This window comes from Staphylococcus sp. GDY8P198P (genome assembly GCF_017891615.1).
GTDB lineage: Bacteria > Bacillota > Bacilli > Staphylococcales > Staphylococcaceae > Staphylococcus > Staphylococcus cohnii.
On sequence record NZ_JAESJQ010000003.1, the window covers coordinates 77,545 to 95,957 of the forward strand.

20 protein-coding genes and 2 tRNA genes are annotated in these 18,413 nt (G+C 31.1%); 21 read left to right on the top strand and 1 reads right to left on the bottom strand.

All coding sequences use genetic code 11. The features are described from left to right. Positions 1 to 37 precede the first annotated feature (37 nt). The 3 genes from csoR to KA824_RS02670 all read left to right on the top strand — a co-directional run bounded on the left by csoR (position 38) and on the right by KA824_RS02670 (position 950). Positions 38 to 331 (top strand): copper-sensing transcriptional repressor CsoR, encoded by a 294-nt coding sequence (csoR, locus tag KA824_RS02660; RefSeq protein WP_107384549.1) that lies wholly within the window; start codon positions 38 to 40, stop codon positions 329 to 331. Between the two features lie 14 nt (positions 332 to 345). Further along, positions 346 to 552 (top strand): putative copper chaperone CsoZ, encoded by a 207-nt coding sequence (gene csoZ, locus KA824_RS02665; protein WP_107384548.1) that lies wholly within the window; start codon positions 346 to 348, stop codon positions 550 to 552. Between the two features lie 257 nt (positions 553 to 809). After that, entirely contained in the window at positions 810 to 950 is a 141-nt protein-coding gene (locus KA824_RS02670) for an Lmo0850 family protein (protein WP_002482742.1), read from the top strand. A gap of 436 nt (positions 951 to 1,386) precedes the next feature. On the opposite strand, the gene KA824_RS02675 is transcribed toward KA824_RS02670, so the two are convergent. Continuing rightward, entirely contained in the window at positions 1,387 to 2,574 is a 1,188-nt protein-coding gene (locus tag KA824_RS02675) for an FtsW/RodA/SpoVE family cell cycle protein (RefSeq protein WP_107384547.1), read from the bottom strand. A 259-nt stretch (positions 2,575 to 2,833) separates the two neighbouring features. On the opposite strand from KA824_RS02675, the gene KA824_RS02680 reads away from it, so the two are divergent. The 18 genes from KA824_RS02680 (at position 2,834) to KA824_RS02765 (ending at position 18,379) form a co-directional block, all read left to right on the top strand. Continuing rightward, the gene (locus tag KA824_RS02680) at positions 2,834 to 3,904 is read left to right on the top strand and encodes a D-alanine--D-alanine ligase (RefSeq protein WP_107384546.1); all 1,071 of its coding nucleotides are present in this window, start codon (positions 2,834 to 2,836) and stop codon (positions 3,902 to 3,904) included. A gap of 12 nt (positions 3,905 to 3,916) precedes the next feature. After that, positions 3,917 to 5,272: a UDP-N-acetylmuramoyl-tripeptide--D-alanyl-D-alanine ligase gene (locus tag KA824_RS02685; RefSeq protein WP_107384545.1), complete on the top strand. Its 1,356-nt coding sequence runs from the start codon at positions 3,917 to 3,919 to the stop codon at positions 5,270 to 5,272. A 398-nt stretch (positions 5,273 to 5,670) separates the two neighbouring features. Next, positions 5,671 to 7,188: a degradosome RNA helicase CshA gene (gene cshA, locus KA824_RS02690; protein WP_107384544.1), complete on the top strand. Its 1,518-nt coding sequence runs from the start codon at positions 5,671 to 5,673 to the stop codon at positions 7,186 to 7,188. Positions 7,189 to 7,412: 224 nt separating this feature from the next. Beyond that, positions 7,413 to 7,892, top strand: coding sequence for a PH domain-containing protein (locus tag KA824_RS02695; RefSeq protein WP_107384543.1), 480 nt, complete (start codon positions 7,413 to 7,415; stop codon positions 7,890 to 7,892). Then, entirely contained in the window at positions 7,885 to 9,390 is a 1,506-nt protein-coding gene (locus tag KA824_RS02700; RefSeq protein WP_181187762.1) for a PH domain-containing protein, read from the top strand. Before KA824_RS02695 ends, KA824_RS02700 begins: the two co-directional genes overlap by 8 nt. Continuing rightward, positions 9,383 to 9,874 (top strand): PH domain-containing protein, encoded by a 492-nt coding sequence (locus KA824_RS02705; protein ID WP_107384541.1) that lies wholly within the window; start codon positions 9,383 to 9,385, stop codon positions 9,872 to 9,874. Before KA824_RS02700 ends, KA824_RS02705 begins: the two co-directional genes overlap by 8 nt. A 35-nt stretch (positions 9,875 to 9,909) precedes the next feature. Beyond that, positions 9,910 to 10,260, top strand: a complete 351-nt coding sequence (gene acpS / locus KA824_RS02710) for a holo-ACP synthase (RefSeq protein WP_107384540.1) — start codon at positions 9,910 to 9,912, stop codon at positions 10,258 to 10,260. A 105-nt stretch (positions 10,261 to 10,365) separates the two neighbouring features. Continuing rightward, positions 10,366 to 11,514: an alanine racemase gene (gene alr / locus KA824_RS02715; protein WP_107386317.1), complete on the top strand. Its 1,149-nt coding sequence runs from the start codon at positions 10,366 to 10,368 to the stop codon at positions 11,512 to 11,514. Positions 11,515 to 11,601: 87 nt separating this feature from the next. Beyond that, on the top strand, positions 11,602 to 11,772 hold the full coding sequence (gene mazE, locus KA824_RS02720; protein ID WP_019468009.1) for a type II toxin-antitoxin system antitoxin MazE: 171 nt from the start codon (positions 11,602 to 11,604) through the stop codon (positions 11,770 to 11,772). After that, positions 11,769 to 12,131, top strand: coding sequence for a type II toxin-antitoxin system PemK/MazF family toxin (locus KA824_RS02725; protein WP_019468010.1), 363 nt, complete (start codon positions 11,769 to 11,771; stop codon positions 12,129 to 12,131). Before mazE ends, KA824_RS02725 begins: the two co-directional genes overlap by 4 nt. 343 nt (positions 12,132 to 12,474) lie before the next feature. Then, a complete protein-coding gene (locus KA824_RS02730; protein ID WP_107384538.1) occupies positions 12,475 to 13,476 on the top strand; it encodes a SpoIIE family protein phosphatase in 1,002 nt (333 codons plus the stop codon). 68 nt (positions 13,477 to 13,544) lie between these two features. Beyond that, positions 13,545 to 13,871 (top strand): anti-sigma factor antagonist, encoded by a 327-nt coding sequence (locus KA824_RS02735; RefSeq protein WP_019468012.1) that lies wholly within the window; start codon positions 13,545 to 13,547, stop codon positions 13,869 to 13,871. A 1-nt stretch (position 13,872) separates the two neighbouring features. After that, positions 13,873 to 14,355, top strand: a complete 483-nt coding sequence (rsbW, locus tag KA824_RS02740; protein WP_019468013.1) for an anti-sigma B factor RsbW — start codon at positions 13,873 to 13,875, stop codon at positions 14,353 to 14,355. Beyond that, positions 14,330 to 15,100: an RNA polymerase sigma factor SigB gene (gene sigB / locus KA824_RS02745; protein ID WP_107384537.1), complete on the top strand. Its 771-nt coding sequence runs from the start codon at positions 14,330 to 14,332 to the stop codon at positions 15,098 to 15,100. Before rsbW ends, sigB begins: the two co-directional genes overlap by 26 nt. A gap of 144 nt (positions 15,101 to 15,244) precedes the next feature. Further along, positions 15,245 to 17,395 carry a Tex family protein gene (locus KA824_RS02750; RefSeq protein ID WP_107386318.1) on the top strand — a complete coding sequence of 717 codons (2,151 nt, stop codon included), beginning with the start codon at positions 15,245 to 15,247 and terminating at the stop codon, positions 17,393 to 17,395. Further along, positions 17,388 to 17,840 carry a SprT family protein gene (locus tag KA824_RS02755; RefSeq protein WP_107386319.1) on the top strand — a complete coding sequence of 151 codons (453 nt, stop codon included), beginning with the start codon at positions 17,388 to 17,390 and terminating at the stop codon, positions 17,838 to 17,840. Before KA824_RS02750 ends, KA824_RS02755 begins: the two co-directional genes overlap by 8 nt. 349 nt (positions 17,841 to 18,189) lie before the next feature. Further along, positions 18,190 to 18,272 (top strand) — tRNA-Leu (locus KA824_RS02760). A gap of 33 nt (positions 18,273 to 18,305) precedes the next feature. Then, positions 18,306 to 18,379, top strand: a tRNA-Gly gene (locus KA824_RS02765). Positions 18,380 to 18,413 lie beyond the last annotated feature (34 nt).

Sequence of the window (18,413 nt, forward strand, 5' to 3'; positions counted from 1 at the left end):
ATATTATAAAAACTATATTAAGAGGAGGCGTTGAACCATGGCCGAATTGCAAAAAGCGCATCATTCTGAACAAATTAAATCAAATTTAAAATCTCGTTTGAACCGCATTGAAGGACAAGTGAGAGCAATCAATCGTATGGTAGATGAAGATGTATATTGTGATGATGTACTTACACAAATAAGAGCAACAAGATCAGCACTTAACAGTGTTGCTACGAAACTGTTGGATCATCATATGAAAAGTTGTATCATGGATAAAGTAAATCAAGGTGAACAACAAGAAGCGATGGATGAGTTATTAGTGACTTTTCAAAAGTTAATGAAAGACTAGATCAGGTGACGTTAATGGAATCACAAATTATTTATTTAAGTAAAATAAACCATAAACAAGATAAGCTTCAAATAGAAAATAAATTATCACAAATCATCGGTGTGAACCATGTCTTAGTTGATATTGAAAAAGCTCAAGTGTTTATAGAATTTGAAACACCAGCGAGTTTAAACAATTTAGAAAAAGACATATATGATTTAGGATTTGAAATTTTATATTAAGTTTGCCAATGCTATTGAAATGTTATCTTACGCATATCATGTCATATAAGATTGGTATGAAATTATCAATAAACTCGCACTAACTTATATTCTATTTTTGAATTTTAATAGTTAAAATAATTATTAAGTGAAAATTTTAAAACTACGTAATAAAACAAAAATTATTTTATAAAAATAAAGAAAATTTCAATAACATGTAGTAATTTGTAAATAAATAGGGTAAAATAGAATAGAAGCTAGAAGTTAGGAGTGATGATATGAGTAAAGATAACGAAAAGATTCAAAATGTAGTTAAACTATTATCATCATTAGGGGTAAACATAAAGAAAACTAAATCAAGATTAGAAGTCATGCATACTTTACCAACGACTGTGAAAGCCGCTAACGAATTGAAATAGTGAGTTACCCGTACTAAGAATAAAGCATATATGCAAAATTTAAGAGGCTGAGACAAATTTATTGTCTCAGCCTCTTATTGTTATATTGACAGCCAGTCTTAAATGGTTGGACAGAAGCAATCATTTTAAATAAATTAGATTGCTTCATAGCTCATTTAGTGCGTGTGATTGAATGGTAAGTTCAAATTCATAAATAAAAGCGTTGGAAACATCTTGATCTATCTTTTATCAATTGATTTATTCAACAAAATAAACACCACCACTGTTTAATTTATATATATTATAATATTTTTCGTATAATATTGGCAGTGATTTGAGCCGACTCCTGCGGAATCGCACTAGCCGAAGACTACAGGCTAAGGCAGTGCCCGCGGAAAGCGTGTACAAAAAACTGCCGACAAAGTCGGAGACTTTGTCGACAGTTTGAGATAAGTATTTATTTGTTTTGTGTTGTATATTGTCTAGATTGGTGGTAATAAATTGATAATATAACACCTATACCACACATTAAACTCCATAATGAGCTACCACCATAACTAATAAATGGTAATGGTATACCAGTAATTGGTAATAGTTGAATAGTCATACCAATATTTTCTAAGATATGGAATAGTATCATAGTCGTAAATCCAATGATGAAAATTTTACTAAATGGTAATTCTATTTTAGTAGCAAGTCGTACTAGATGAAAAATAAACGCTAGAAAAATCAATATCAAAATGACAGATCCTATAAAACCAAATTCTTCCCCGATAACCGAGAAAATAAAATCAGTGTGATTTTCTGGAATATAAACTTCACCTTGATTGAATCCCTTTCCAAATAATTGACCAGATCCAATCGCTTTAAGTGACTCAGTTAAATGAAATCCATCCCCACTACTATAAGTATAAGGATCGAGCCAAGAATTGATACGGCTTAATTGATAAGGTTGAATGCCGAAACTATTTTCTAAAATAGAAGGTTTATAAATTATTGATAATATTACTGTCGACGCGATAACGACTGCACCTATTAATAAAGGGGCTAGTATTTTCCACGTTATTCCACTGATTATCATAACCCCGATAATAATCGCAAAAATAACTAGTGTCGTACCTAAATCATTTTGCAATAATATAAGTACCATTGGTATAAAGGCTATACCGATAATTTTAAAGAATAATTTAAAATCAGTTTCTAAAGATTTGTTAAAAGTAAATTGATTATGTTTTGTTACAATTTTAGCTAATGCTAAAATCATAACTATTTTCATAAATTCAGATGGTTGGACACTGATTGGACCAAATGTATACCAACTTTTTGCTCCATTAATAATCGGTGTGATGGGAGTTTCTGGAATAATCAGTAATAATAACAATGAGAAACAAAGTATAATATAAAGTAAATATGTATATTTCATAAGTTTTTTAGGTGAAATTAACATTATTAACAATGCGATGATTGCTCCAAAAACATAATATAATATCTGACGTATACTAAAGTTAGCGCTATATTGGCCTCCACCCATAGCAGAACTAATTAATGTAATACTAATGATAGCGAATAATGCGATGAAGCCAACTAAAATCCAGTCTATTTTTCGGATCCAATGATTATTTTTTGATTGACGTGAAGTATTCATTTCTTACTCCTTTGGAAAACTATTATTTCAATAATATGTAGTATATATAGATTTTACCGAACTTTATACGATTTTGCTAGAAGTAGGGTATGTAAAACTTAAATAATTATTATGCGAGTATTTAAAGTTTTCACTTTAAATACTTAAAAAACTTCAATATACTAATAAAAAACAATGATTTTACTACTACATAACAAATGCAAAATGCTAATAAATCGTGATATGATGTAGTTTAAGAATTCTATATGGAGGCTAAAATATGGCTAAAGAAAATGTTTGTATCGTATATGGAGGTAAAAGTGCTGAACATGATGTTTCAATATTAACAGCACAAAATGTCTTAAATGCGATTGATAAAGAAAAATATCAAGTGGACATTATTTACATAACAAACGATGGTGATTGGAAAAAGAAAGAAAATATCGTAGATCCTATAGATGACATAGATACGTTACGATTAGCAGAAGTTCCTGCTGGAGAAATTTCCAAATTATTGAATGAAGGAAGCCTAGGCACAGCATATAGTGCAGTTTTCCCATTATTACATGGACCGAATGGTGAAGATGGGACAATTCAAGGTTTATTTGAAGTATTAGATATACCATATGTTGGTAATGGTGTGTTAGCAGCCTCAAGTTCAATGGATAAGCTTGTGATGAAACAACTATTTGCACATAGAGGATTACCTCAGTTACCCTATGTAAGTTTCTTAAGAAGCGAATATCAAAAATATGAAAACAATATTCTTAAATTAGTACATGATAAGTTAGAATACCCTGTATTTGTGAAACCTGCGAATTTAGGCTCAAGCGTAGGTATTAGTAAGTGTAACGATGAGGAAGAATTAAAAAGAGGTATAGAAGAAGCATTTCAATTCGATCGTAAATTAGTGATTGAGCAAGGCATCGATGCTAGAGAAATTGAAGTTGCTGTCTTAGGTAATGATTATCCTGAAACGACATGGCCTGGCGAGGTAGTTAAAGATGTTGCCTTTTATGATTATAAAGCTAAATATAAAGATGGGAAAATCAAATTAGATATTCCAGCTGACTTAAATGATGAAGTGAAAATGACTTTAAGAAATATGGCTGTAGAAGCTTTTAAAGCAACAGATTGTTCAGGATTATTACGTGCAGATTTCTTTGTAACTGAAGATAATCAAATTTTTATTAATGAAACAAATGCAATGCCTGGTTTCACTGCTTATAGTATGTATCCAAGTTTGTGGGAAAATATGGGTGTCAGCTATGCAGAACTCATAAGTAAATTAATTGAATTAGCAAAAGAAAAACACGAAGATAAAAAGAAAAATAAATACAAAATTGACTGAGGCGGTTAAATCATGATTGAAGTAACTTTAGAACAAATCCAAGAATGGATTCCTTGTGAGATTAATAATGATTATTTAGATTACACAATTAAAGGTGTTTCTATAGACTCAAGAAAAATTGACGAACAAAATTTATTTATTCCATTTAAAGGAGAACACGTAGATGGACATAAATTTGTGAATCAAGCATTGAAAGATGGTGCTGGTGCAGCATTTTATCAGAAAGACAGCGTATTAGATCCTCAAATTTCCGGTCCGATTATTTGGGTAGATGATACATTGGAAGCATTGCAGCAATTAGCCAAAGCATATTTGGCGTTTGTTAATCCGCATGTGATTGCTGTTACTGGGTCTAACGGTAAAACAACGACTAAAGATATGATTGAAAGTGTATTGAAGCCTCAATTCAAAGTGAAAAAAACGCAAGGAAATTATAACAATGAAATCGGTATGCCATTAACCATTTTGCAATTAGATCAAGACACAGAAATTTCTATTTTAGAAATGGGTATGTCAGGTTTTCATGAAATTGAAGCATTATCACAATTAGTTAATCCAGATATTGCAATCATTACTAATATTGGTGAATCACATATGCAAGATTTAGGATCGCGTGAAGGTATAGCGAAAGCTAAATCCGAAATTACAATTGGCCTTAAACCTCATGGCTTATTTATTTATGATGGTGATGAACCATTATTAAAGCCGCATGTTGATAAATTAGTGGATTTAGATTTAATCAGTATAGGTAAAAAAGAAAATAATGATTTGGTCTGTCAAATTGACAATATAGATGATACAGGTATTGTTTTTAATATTAATGGAGCTGAAAATTATGAATTACCTATCTTAGGTGAACATAATATGAAAAATGCGACTATAGCTATTGCTGTTGGTAAAAGATTGAATCTGAGTTACGAAACGATATATCAAAATATTCAAGATGTTCAACTCACAGGTATGAGAATGGAGCAACATCATACTGATTCAGGTATACTTGTTATTAATGATGCATATAATGCTAGTCCAACTAGCATGAAAGCGGCAATTGATACACTCAGTAGTATGGAAGGCCGAAAAATACTTGTATTGGGTGATGTCTTAGAATTGGGTCCTGACAGCCAAATAATGCATGAAGCGGTTGGAGATTATTTAGTTAATAAACAAATCGATGCGTTATATACTTATGGAAAAGAAGCGGCCCACATTCATCATACAGGTAAAACATTTGTAAAGTCCGCGGAACACTATACAGATAAAACAGCATTGATTAAGTCATTAAAAGCAAATATTGAACCACAAGATAAAATATTAATAAAAGGTTCAAGAGGGATGCAATTAGAAGAAGTTGTAGAAGCACTAATTTAAAATTATAGACACCACATTTTTCATCACTTTTAATAATGAAAATAGTGGTGTTTTATTTTTTGTTTGTTTAAAAAATAGTATGTAGCAATATTTAATAACTTGAATCAGTATATTTAAGTTACTAAATATTTGAAAATTGCTAATAATTATCAAGATAAATTAATCTACAAATTTTTTTCGAAAGAAAAAAATAAATACCGAAAAATAAAATTAAACGCTTACAACCTATATATCACAGTATTTTATCAGTATAATGTGATTATAAATGTGGAAATTTAGACCATTATAATAAATTTGGTTTATTGCGATTATAGACTTGAGGTGGTACTATAAAGAAGTTGAAGAAACTTAGATGAACATATATGTAGAGAAATACAGATAAATAAAGGAGAATTATATTGCAAAATTTTAAAGAATTAGGGATCTCAGATAAAACGGTAGAAACCCTAGTATCAATGGGGTTCGATGAGGCCACTCCTATACAAAAAGAGAGTATCCCTCTTGCCTTAGAAGGTAAGGATGTTCTTGGTCAAGCGCAAACAGGTACAGGAAAAACAGGCGCTTTTGGTATTCCACTTATTGAGAAAGTGGCAGGACAAGATGGAGTTCAATCATTAATATTAGCACCAACAAGAGAATTGGCGATGCAAGTTGCTGAATCACTTAGAACGTTTGCGACAGGTCAAAATGTACAAATAGTAACTGTATTTGGTGGCATGCCAATAGATCGTCAAATTAAATCACTTAAAAAGGGACCACAAATTGTTGTAGGTACACCTGGACGTGTAATCGATCATTTAAATCGTCGTACATTGAAAACAAACGATATTCATACATTAATATTAGATGAAGCTGATGAAATGATGAATATGGGCTTTATTGATGATATGAAATTTATTATGGATAAAATACCAGCATCACAACGTCAAACAATGCTGTTTTCAGCTACAATGCCAAAAGCTATTCAAACATTAGTGCAACAATTTATGAAATCACCAGAAATTGTTAAAACTATGAATAATGAGATGTCAGATCCTCAAATAGATGAATATTACACAATTGTAAAAGAATTAGAAAAATTTGATACATTTACAAATTTCTTAGATGTACATCAACCAGAGTTAGCAATTGTTTTTGGTCGTACTAAGCGTCGTGTTGACGAACTAACAAGTGCGTTAATTTCAAAAGGTTATAAAGCTGAAGGTTTACATGGTGATATCACACAGGCTAAACGTTTAGAAGTATTGAAAAAATTTAAAAACGATCAATTGGATATCTTAGTTGCTACAGATGTTGCAGCAAGAGGCCTTGATATATCTGGCGTGAGTCATGTTTACAACTTTGATATACCTCAAGATACAGAAAGTTATACACACAGAATTGGCCGTACAGGTCGTGCTGGTAAAAAAGGTGTAGCAATCACTTTTGTTAACCCAATTGAAATGGATTATATCCGTCAAATTGAACAAGCAAACAAACGACAAATGACAGCATTGAGACCACCTCATCGTAAAGAAGTGCTTAAAGCACGTGAAGACGACATTAAAGGTAAAGTTCAAAACTGGATGTCAAGAGATAGCGAACCAAGACTAGAGCGTATTGCAACAGAATTACTTGAAGAATATAATGATGTGAATTTAGTAGCAGCATTACTACAAGAGTTAGTTGAATCAAACGATGAAGTTGATGTTCAATTAACATTTGAAAAACCATTATCTCGAGGCAAAGGTCGTCAAGGTAAAGGTGGACCAAAACGTGGCGGTGGAAACCATAAACGTGGTGGCGGCAAATTCGATAGCAGAAATCGTCGTCCAAATAAAGGCGGCTTCAACAATAAAAAGAAAAATGATAGATCATCAGATAGAAACAACAAAAAATCAATGAAGGGTCGCACATTCGCCGACCATAAAAAATAAAATACTTTATCATATATGAATTTTAGGTTTAGTCACTCCAATTTATTGGGGTGACTTTTTTATATATTAAATTAACCCAGACGCGTTAAAAACGATTAGAAAATGTATATAACTATAAAAACAATTAGAAACTATTTGAATGATCATCTAGTTCTAAGACTATAATGAAGCAAGCATATCGCTATGTTATAATGAATTGAAAAATTTTATTAAGGAGTGTAATTATGACTAACGACCAACAATTTAGGCGAAGCCCTAAGCAAGCAATGAGATATTATTACATACTTGAAGTTATTGAATTAATTGTTAGTTTAATATTTATGGTGGCATTAGTGTTTTTATGGAGTCATTATAATTGGTGGCATTTTTTAATTTACATATTTATTGCAATAATACTATTTGATGTTATCTATATGCTATTAAGACCTTGGTTGAAGTATAAATACACATTTTATTGTGTAAAAGACCACTATATTGAAATAAAAAAGGGATTATTTTTTAAAAAGTATGAAATTGTTAAATTTGAGCGTACACAATTTTTAAAAAGAAAAAGCAATCCATTATTAAGACAATTACATATATCAAAGCTAACTTTGATGACAGCTGGACATTCACTCGATTTCCCATTGATGTTAACAAAGGAAATTGAAGTATTTGAACATAACATTTTAGAATACTTACGAGGAGCTGATTACGATGTATAGTCCTCAAAAATTACATCCAATTTCTTATATTACTGGAATAATAGAAGCGATTAAACAAAATATTATTTTAATTATCATTTTTTTAGTTTTTAATTTACGTAACTTTGATTTTACTGATTATAAATCATATATTTATCCAGGAATTGTTACTATTATTTTTTTAATCTCGTTTGTATTACAAATATTAAAGGTTTATAACACTAGGTACTGGATTGAAAATGATCATTTTATCTTGGCTACAGGTATTTTTAGCAAAGAAAAAAAAGAGTTAAATATACGGAGAATTCAAACGCTAGATACCTCACAAGGTATTATTAATCAAATTGTTGGTGGGGTAATACTTCAAATTAAAACACCAAGTGATGGTATAGAGTTAGATACTGTATCAAAAAAGCAAAGTGATTTTATCCAGCAAACCTTAAAAGAAAAACAACAAAGCTTAACTCAAAATAGCGAAATCAGTGACACTGATAGTTCGTTTGCAGAGCAGGATACTGAAAAAGAGCAAAATATGCAGTCACCCGCTATTAATATCTATAAATTAAATTTTAAAGAACTTTTATTTATGGCTTTAACGAGTGGTGTAATTGGTGTAGCTTTTGCAACACTTTCACCAATTATGTTTGCACTTAATGACATTATACCTTGGGACAAAATTACAGATACATTTTCTGAAATCTTTCAAGCTACGTTTATGATTATTTTAATGATTGTTGTATTGGTCATTGTAGCAAGTTATATTTTTGGAACTGTCATTGAGATAATAAGAAATTTCAATTATACGGTTACGCAGCAAGGTACACAATTAAATATTCAATATGGTTTGTTTAATGTTAAAAGCATTACTGTACCCACTGACCGAGTGCAAGCAATCGTAGAACGTCAATCATTTTTAAGGAAGTTATTCGGCTATACTTCAATTCATTTCGTTATTACCAGTGACATGGACAGTCTAGATAAAGATGATGTTACACTAGGTGGTAATGTTATGATCTTGCCATTTATTAAGAGAAAAAAAGCATTTGAACTTATAAAGCAACTTATTCCAGACATGAAGTTCACTAAACCGAAACTAGGCATGCCTTGGAGAGGGTTTCATAGATATTTTTGGAGAGAGTCACTTGTATTACTTATCGGTGCAGCGATTTCTACTTATTATTGGTCTGTCTGGTCGTTTGTCATTGCAGGGTGCTTAATTTTATTAATGATTCTTCACAGCTTTATCGTTATTAAGTATTCAGGCTTAAACTTAAATCGTGATGAATTAGTTGTACGGAATGTAACCATGTTTGGCTTTAAAAGCACATACTTTAAACACAATAAATTATTAGGGATGCAAATGTCAGAAAATCCTTTTCTAATTCGTAGTAGTCTATCGAACTTTAAGTTTATAATTGCTAAAGCTGCTGGTAGCGCAGAAATAGGATTGAAATATAGTGAGGTTACTAATGTGGAGAAACTAAAGTCGTGGTATTTGAGAGGTGATTTTGATGAATGAATATAGTTATATGGATAAATCTGGTAAAACAGTAATGCGTATTAGTTCTATAATTACAGTAATCCTATTAATATTAATTTTATCAATTGTTACAATAATTGATAAAATATGGCTACATTTCATAAGCTCTAAAGTATTGTTTTGGTTATGGACGATAAATATCACACTTGCATTAATTGTTATAATTGTTGGTGGGATTATAGCACCAATTTATAGATATAAAATATTTAGATATAAGCTAGAAAACCAAGAAATAACGGTTAGAAATGGTTTGTGGTTTGTTAATGTAGTGAACATCCCTTTGTTTCGTATTCAAAATGTAGATACACGTGAAGGTATCTTAATGCGAAAATATAATTTAGCGAGTTTAACCTTGTCTACAGCTGGTGGGAATACTGAAATAAAGTTAATTGACAAAAATAAAGCAAATGCTTTAAAGCAAGAAATAAAAAATGGTAATCATTCTATGCAACAAAGTTTATAATATAAATACTTGTCATAGAAAGTTAGGAGCAGCTAATGATATATGGTATTGGCATTGATTTAATTGAAATTGATAGAATAAAAAAACTTTACCACAGACAAGACAAATTAGTAGAACGTGTTTTGTCAAAAAATGAGCAAAATTGCTTTCACCAGTTTAAAAGCGAAGCTCGTAAAATAGAATTTTTAGCGGGAAGGTTTACCTGTAAAGAAGCTTTTAGCAAAGCGCTTGGTACCGGACTCGGAAAAAAGATTGCATTAAATGAAATTGACTGTTTTAATGATGAACTTGGTAAACCATGTATAAATTATGATGGTTTTACAGTTCATGTAAGTATTACACACACAGAACATTACGCGATGAGTCAAGTCATTATAGAAAAATAAAACTATTTTAATATAAAGATTTGGCTATCTCTATTTAATTGTTATAAACTTAACTTAATGTATGTCAAAGCGTAATTTTATTTTTTGAAATGGAGGTCTCGTTTCATGACTGATAAGTATTATAGATCCACCTATTTAAACGTAGATTTAAATGCAATTGTGGCAAATTTTCAGGTTTTTCAAAAATTACATCCAAATAAAACGGTGATACCAATCGTAAAAGCAAATGCTTATGGGCTTGGTAGTGTGAAAATAGCGCGTCATCTAATGGATCATGGGGCTGATTTTTTTGGCGTAGCAACTTTAGATGAAGCGATAGAATTAAGAATGCACGGTATAGATGCCAAAATTTTAATACTGGGAGTTATACCTACATATAATATAAATAAAGCTATACAACACCGTGTAGCCATTACTGTTCCATCAAAAGCATGGTTAGTTGAAGCATTAGAAGAAATTCCAGTAGATAACGACAAAGATTTATGGTTGCACGTAAAAATAGATACTGGTATGGGAAGATTAGGTATTAAAGATACAAATGAGTACAAAGAAGTTATTGAGCTGATTAATAATCATGAGCATTTAGTATTTGAAGGCGTGTTTACACATTTTGCATGTGCAGATGAACCTGGAGAATCGATGAATCAGCAACAAAGTTTATTTGAATCAATTGTAAAAGAAGATGAAAAACCACAATATATACATTCACAAAATTCTGCAGGTGCATTGATGAAAGATAGCCAATTCTGTAATACAGTACGGGTGGGTATATCATTATATGGTTACTATCCCTCAGGATATGTCAAAGACAGTGTGAAAATACATTTAAAACCAAGCGCACAATGGATTAGTGAAATTGTACAAACAAAAGTCTTACAACATGGAGAATCTGTAAGTTATGGCAGTATTTATACAGCAACAGAACCTACAAAAATAGGTATCATTCCCGTTGGATATGCAGATGGTTTTCCAAGAATGATGACCGGATTTTCTGTCAATGTTAATGGCAGACAATGTGAAATTATTGGAAAAGTTTGCATGGATCAAATAATTATTAAAATTCCAGAAGAAATTCAAACAGGAGATAAAGTGATATTGTTGGATCATCATTCAGACAGTCAACAATCTGTGGAAGCGCTGGCATATCAACAACATACAATCAATTATGAAGTTTTATGTCGTTTAAACAGAAGGTTACCACGTATATATTATGGTACCCAAGACCTAGAAATCCTCAATGAATTACTAAAATAGTATAGTCACTGTATTTAAAATTTGTTATTATATATCTAACAAGAAATCTCAATATATTCTATTTTAGTCACATGGAGGTCTTTATTCATGGCAAGTTTTAATCAAAACAGAAATCATAGTATTGAACAACTTTTAAAAGAAGGCTATTCTCAAATGGCTGACTTGAATCTCTCCCTTGCGGCGGAAGCATTTCCATTTGAATGTGAAGCTTGCGATTGCAATGAAGTCTACATTATATCTAAGAATAACAATGAATGATGAGAAGAGGAGACGTTTATTTAGCTGATTTGTCACCAGTACAGGGTTCTGAACAAGGGGGAATAAGACCCGTAGTCATTATACAAAATGATACTGGTAACAAGTATAGTCCTACCGTAATTGTAGCTGCAATTACAGGTAGGATTAATAAGGCTAAAATACCCACACATGTAGAAATAGAAAAAAGCAAGTATAAACTCGACAAAGATTCTGTTATATTGTTAGAGCAAATACGGACTTTAGATAAAAATAGATTAAAAGAAAAGCTGACATATTTATCTGAAGAAAAAATGCAAGAAGTTAATAATGCTATAGATATTAGTCTAGGTTTACATAATATTAGAAATCATAGAACATAATTTTTAAAAGCGAGCGTAATAAAATAACGAATGATAGACATCAATTCCTTATACATGCAACAAACACTTAATCGCAAGATAATTTGAAATAGAACAGAGAAAACATATCATGTGTTTGTAATCAAATATTTTTGAATAGGATGTTTAAGTTGAAAAGCTTTAGGTTATCCTAAAGCTTTTTTCGATATCAACGTAAATCATATATTTAAAAATATTTTGTTTTGCTAGAAATAAAAACTGTATTGCTTGTTTAATCATTTAATACACATACATATAACAGAATATATTCATGTTAAAACCGATGTATGCGATTTATATTTGCATTTTGAGGAGGAAATACTGAGTGAAAGAGTTCAAAAATCAATATAAAGCGCTAATTGACGAAAGTCTACACACAGTAAATGAGACAGATTTATTAAAAAAGTGTGAAGGCTTTACTGAAGAAGTGAAAAGAAAAGACTTACTACCTGAAGACATCGTTGAAATTCATAAAAATTATGTTCAAGTCTTAGAGTTAGATAATGAACAAATTACTCAAACATTCAATGTGCTTAAAGAGGTAGTAAAAGGATTTGGCTATAATTATAGAGATTATCAAGATCTTGTAAATCGATTACAATATCATGATAAAGAAATCGACTTAGCATCTCGTTTACAACAAACTATGCTTAAGACTGATATTCCTCAATTTGATAGTATACAAATCGGTGTAATTTCTGTAGCGGCGCAAAAGGTGAGCGGTGATTACTTTAATTTAATAGATCATAAAGATGGTACAATGAGCTTTGCGGTAGCAGATGTTATAGGTAAAGGTATACCTGCTGCTTTAGCTATGAGTATGATCAAATTTGGTATGGATTCATATGGACATTCACAATTGCCAAGCGATGGGCTTAAAAGATTGAATCGCGTAGTAGAAAAAAATGTGAATCAAAATATGTTCGTAACGATGTTTTATGGATTATATGAAGAGTTAAATCACTTGTTATATTGTAGTTCTGCTGGCCATGAACCGGGGTATATTTATAGAGCTGAAACTGAAACATTCGAAGAAATTAAAGTGAGAGGTCGTGTTTTAGGTGTCAGCCAACAAACAAGATACAATCAGCAAGAAATACCAGTTCATTTAGATGACTTAGTCATCATTTTTACAGATGGTGTCACTGAAGTTAGAAATGAAGCAGGCGACTTTTTAGATAAAAGCTATCTACTCGACATGATAAAAAAGTATAAACATATGCATCCACAAGATATCGTTCAACTTTTATATGAGGCAATTTTAAAAATACAGAATCCAGAAAAAAGAGATGATTTAACAATATTGATTATAAAAAGAGTGAATTAGAGAAGATTAATGATTAAAATAAAAGGGTATAACGGTTATTAATGAGACTATGCTTAGGAGTGTAATTTATGAATCTAAATATTGAAACAATATCACATGATACACATTATGAAGTCAAAGTTGGCGGAGAATTAGATGTTTATACTGTTCCAGAGCTTGAAGAGGTACTCGTGCCGATGAGACAAGAGGGAACGCATGACATATATGTAAATTTGGAAAATGTAAGTTATATGGATTCAACTGGTTTAGGGCTATTTGTAGGAACATTAAAAGCTTTAAATCAAAATGATAAAGAATTATATATATTAGGTGCTTCAGATCGAATAAGTCGACTATTTGATATCACAGGTTTAAAAGATTTGATGCATGTTAATGAAGGAACGGAGGTCGAATAACATGCAACTTAAACAAGATTATATAGAAATGCGTTTACCAGCATCAGCAGAGTATGTAAGCTTAATACGTTTGACATTATCAGGTGTATTTTCTCGTGCTGGAGCTTCATATGACGATATAGAAGATGCCAAAATAGCAGTGAGTGAAGCAGTAACAAATGCAGTAAAACATGCATATAAAAACGATGCTACAGATATAGGTATGATTAACCTTTGTTTTGAAATTTTCGATGATAAAATTAAAATAGTTATTTCCGATCAAGGTGAAAGTTTTGATTATGAAGAAACTAAAGCAAAATTAGGACCATACAAAGATAATGAAAATATAGATTTCCTTAGAGAAGGAGGTCTTGGTTTATTTTTAATTGAATCTTTAATGGATGAAGTTACAGTAGATAAAAACTCTGGTGTAACCATTAGTATGATTAAGTATATAAAAAAAGAGCAGGTGCGAAATAATGGCGAGAGAGTCGAAATCAGTTAATGACGTATCACCTGAACAAATCAACCAGTGGATAATGGAGCATCAAAATAATGAGAATACAGATGCACAAGATAAACTTGTTAAACATTATAAAAAGTTGATTGAATCATTGGCATATAAATATTCAAAAGGTCAATCTCATCACGAAGATCTCGTTCAGGTTGGTATGGTTGGTTTAATTGGCGCAATTAACCGATTCGACCTATCTTTTGATAGAAAGTTCGAAGCTTTTTTAGTACCAACTGTAATTGGTGAGATTAAGCGTTATCTACGTGATAAAACGTGGAGTGTGCACGTTCCAAGACGAATTAAAGAAATCGGACCCCGTATTAAGAAAGTTACTGATGAGTTAACAAATGAGTTAGAGCGTTCACCTTCTATTGCTGAAATTGCTGATAGGTTAGAAGTCAATGAAGAAGATGTGCTCGAAGCTATGGAAATGGGGCAAAGTTACAATGCTTTAAGTGTAGACCATTCCATAGAAGCGGATAAAGATGGCTCGACTGTTACACTATTAGATATTATGGGGCAACAAGATGATAATTATGATTTAACAGAAAAGCGTATGATATTAGAAAAAATACTTCCAATTTTGTCTGAGCGTGAAAGAGAAATTATACAGTGCACATTTATTGAAGGTTTGAGTCAAAAAGAAACAGGTGAAAGAATAGGTTTAAGTCAAATGCATGTATCTCGTTTACAACGAACGGCTATAAAAAAACTGCAAGAAGCAGCAAATCAATAAAATACATGCTAAAAGCAGAATTCATTCAATGAATTCTGCTTTTTTATACTTCGTTTACTTTTATAAAAAGAATCAATATTACGTAATATGTTAGAATATATTAGTAATAGTAATTAATTTTTTTATTTATGAGTGGAGGATACTATGGATAGTAATTTAATACAATCTATAAAAGAAAAATATAAATTTTCAAGTAAACAAATAAATGCAGTATTAACTTTGCTTGAAGAAAAAAATACGGTACCATTTATTGCGCGTTATCGTAAAGAACAGACTGGCGGTTTGGATGAAGTAGAAATAAAGCAAATTAATGATGAGTACCAATATATGGTCAATCTTCAAAAAAGAAAAGAAGAAGTTATACATAATATAGAAGAACAAGGTCTATTGACTACAGAATTAAAAACTGACATTTTAAAGCAAACTAAGCTACAAAGAGTTGAAGATTTATATAGACCTTATAAACAGAAAAAGAAAACAAGAGCTACGGAAGCTAAGAGAAAAGGTTTAGAACCTCTTGCAAAATGGCTTAAAAGCTCTAGTTTAGACATGACAATAGAAGAAAAAGCAACACAATTTTTAAATGAAGAAATAGAAAATGTAGAACAAGCAATACAAGGTGCACAAGACATTATCGCTGAAAAAATTTCAGATGAACCAAAATATAGAACTAAAATTCTTAAAGATACTTTTCAACACGGGAAAATCGTTACACAAAAGAAAAAGAATGCTGAAGATGAACAAGAAATTTTTTCAATGTATTACGATTATTCAGAACCAATAAAGAAAATTGCTAACCATAGAACATTAGCAATTAATCGTGGAGAAAAAGAAAAAATATTAACCGTCAAAGTAGAAATGGATATTCAGGGAATTGAAAATTTTATTCGTAAGTATGAAGTAATATATCATCACGATGGTTCGAATATCATTGAAAATGCGATTTCTGATAGTTTAAAACGATTAATTATGCCTTCGATCGAAAGGGAAATTAGAGGGGATTTAACGGAAAAAGCTGAAAATCATGCTATTGATGTATTTAGTGAGAATTTAAGAAATCTTTTATTACAACCACCAATGAAAGGTAAACAAATTCTAGGAGTGGATCCTGCTTTTAGAACAGGGTGTAAATTGGCTGTAATAAATCCTTTTGGAACTTTTATTGCTAAGGGAGTTATATATCCACATCCACCAGTAAATAAAAAAGAAGACGCGGAAAAAACATTTGTTCAATTTGTAAATAATTATGACGTTGATTTAATTGCTATAGGCAATGGTACTGCTAGTAGAGAAACAGAACAATTTGTAGCTTCAATGATTCAGAAACATAAATTAAAAACACAATTTATTATTGTTAACGAAGCTGGAGCTTCCGTTTATTCAGCTTCAGAAGTCGCTCGTTCAGAGTTCCCAGATTTTCAAGTAGAAGAACGTAGTGCTGTTTCGATTGGAAGAAGAGTGCAAGATCCATTAAGTGAACTTGTGAAAATCGACCCAAAATCAATTGGAGTTGGTCAATATCAACATGATGTTAATCAAAAAGCATTGGAAGGCGCGTTAACGTTTGTTGTTGAAACAGCTGTTAACCAAGTGGGGGTAGATGTAAATACGGCTTCACGTTCATTACTGCAATATGTCTCTGGTTTGTCTTCTACTATAGCTCAAAACATAATTTTATATCGTGAAGAAAATGGACCTATTAAACATAATAAGGATATTGCCAAAGTTAAAAGATTAGGTGCTAAAACATTTGAACAAAGTATTGGTTTTCTAAGAATTATAAATGGCAATGAACCTTTAGATAATACATCAATTCATCCAGAAAGCTATCATGCAACCTATCAATTGTTAAATGAAATCGGTTTTGGTGCAGAAGATTTAGGAAATGATGATTTGAAAGCGGCATTAAATCATGTGGATTTGACTAACATGGCTGCAAAACTAAACATTGGAAAACCAACGCTTGAAGATATTATCAAATCATTAATTGCACCTAATAGAGATCCTCGTGATGAATTTGAGACACCAATTTTAAAATCAGATGTCTTATCAATAGAAGATTTATCAAAAGATATGAAATTAAGTGGTACTGTAAGAAATGTCGTTGACTTTGGAGCATTTGTGGATATAGGTGTTAAACAAGATGGACTTGTACACATTTCAAAATTATCTAAGAAATTTGTTAAAAATCCTATGGATGTTGTCAGCGTTGGAGATATTGTCGATGTTTGGATATTAGACATCGATGACAAGAAAGGGAAAGTTTCATTAACTATGATTGATCCTTATGGATAATGAAAAGCTACAAAAATTGACAGAGTATATTTCTATCACAGTTTTTGAAAGGCCTTTTAAACACAGCGCTTATTTTAATAAACGACTTAGAACAACAGGTGGCCGTTATATACTAAACACACACAATATAGAAATAAATGAAAAACAATATGATGCTTTTGGAGAAAATGCCGTTATTGATATTATTAAACATGAATTATGTCATTACCATCTTCATATTCAAGGAAAGGGATATAAGCATAGAGATAAAGATTTCAAGGTGTTAAGTGCACAGACAGGTTCTCCGAGATTTTGTTCAGCAATTGAAAGTTATGAAGATAGGGTTAGATACATCTATAAATGTTCAAACTGTGGTGCGAAATATACTAGAATAAGAAAAGTAAATATAAATAAGATGTTTTGTGGACGTTGTAAAGGTAAACTGATAGAAAAAAAACGTGTTTAAAATCGTGAATTTAATTAAAAAGAGAGTTGATACTTTTCAACTCTCTTTTATTATGAATCACTTATCATTTGATATTTTTAAATGAAAGTAACCAAATTTATATGAACATTGTGTATTTAAGTGGACAAAACACCTTAAAATGAATATTTACTCTAATTTATTATTTGTATGTGTTGACGTTGTATAATTTATGTTATATGATATTAAACGTTGCGAAAATAATATGAAATTAAATGAAGGAGTTATTAAGTTTGTTAAAGAAATTTTAAAAACTTATTGACAAAACATTTCAAACATATTACAATGAAATACGTTAACTTGATAAACGAAAGTTTTTAGCGTCAACCGAGCGGCCGTGGCGGAATGGCAGACGCGCTAGGTTGAGGGCCTAGTGGGATTTATCCCGTGGAGGTTCAAGTCCTCTCGGCCGCATCAAAATACTTTACATATCATTTATAAAAATATGCGGGTGTAGTTTAATGGCAAAACCTCAGCCTTCCAAGCTGATGTTGTGGGTTCGATTCCCATCACCCGCTCCATTGAGAAATTTTAAAATGAACATTGAAAACTGAA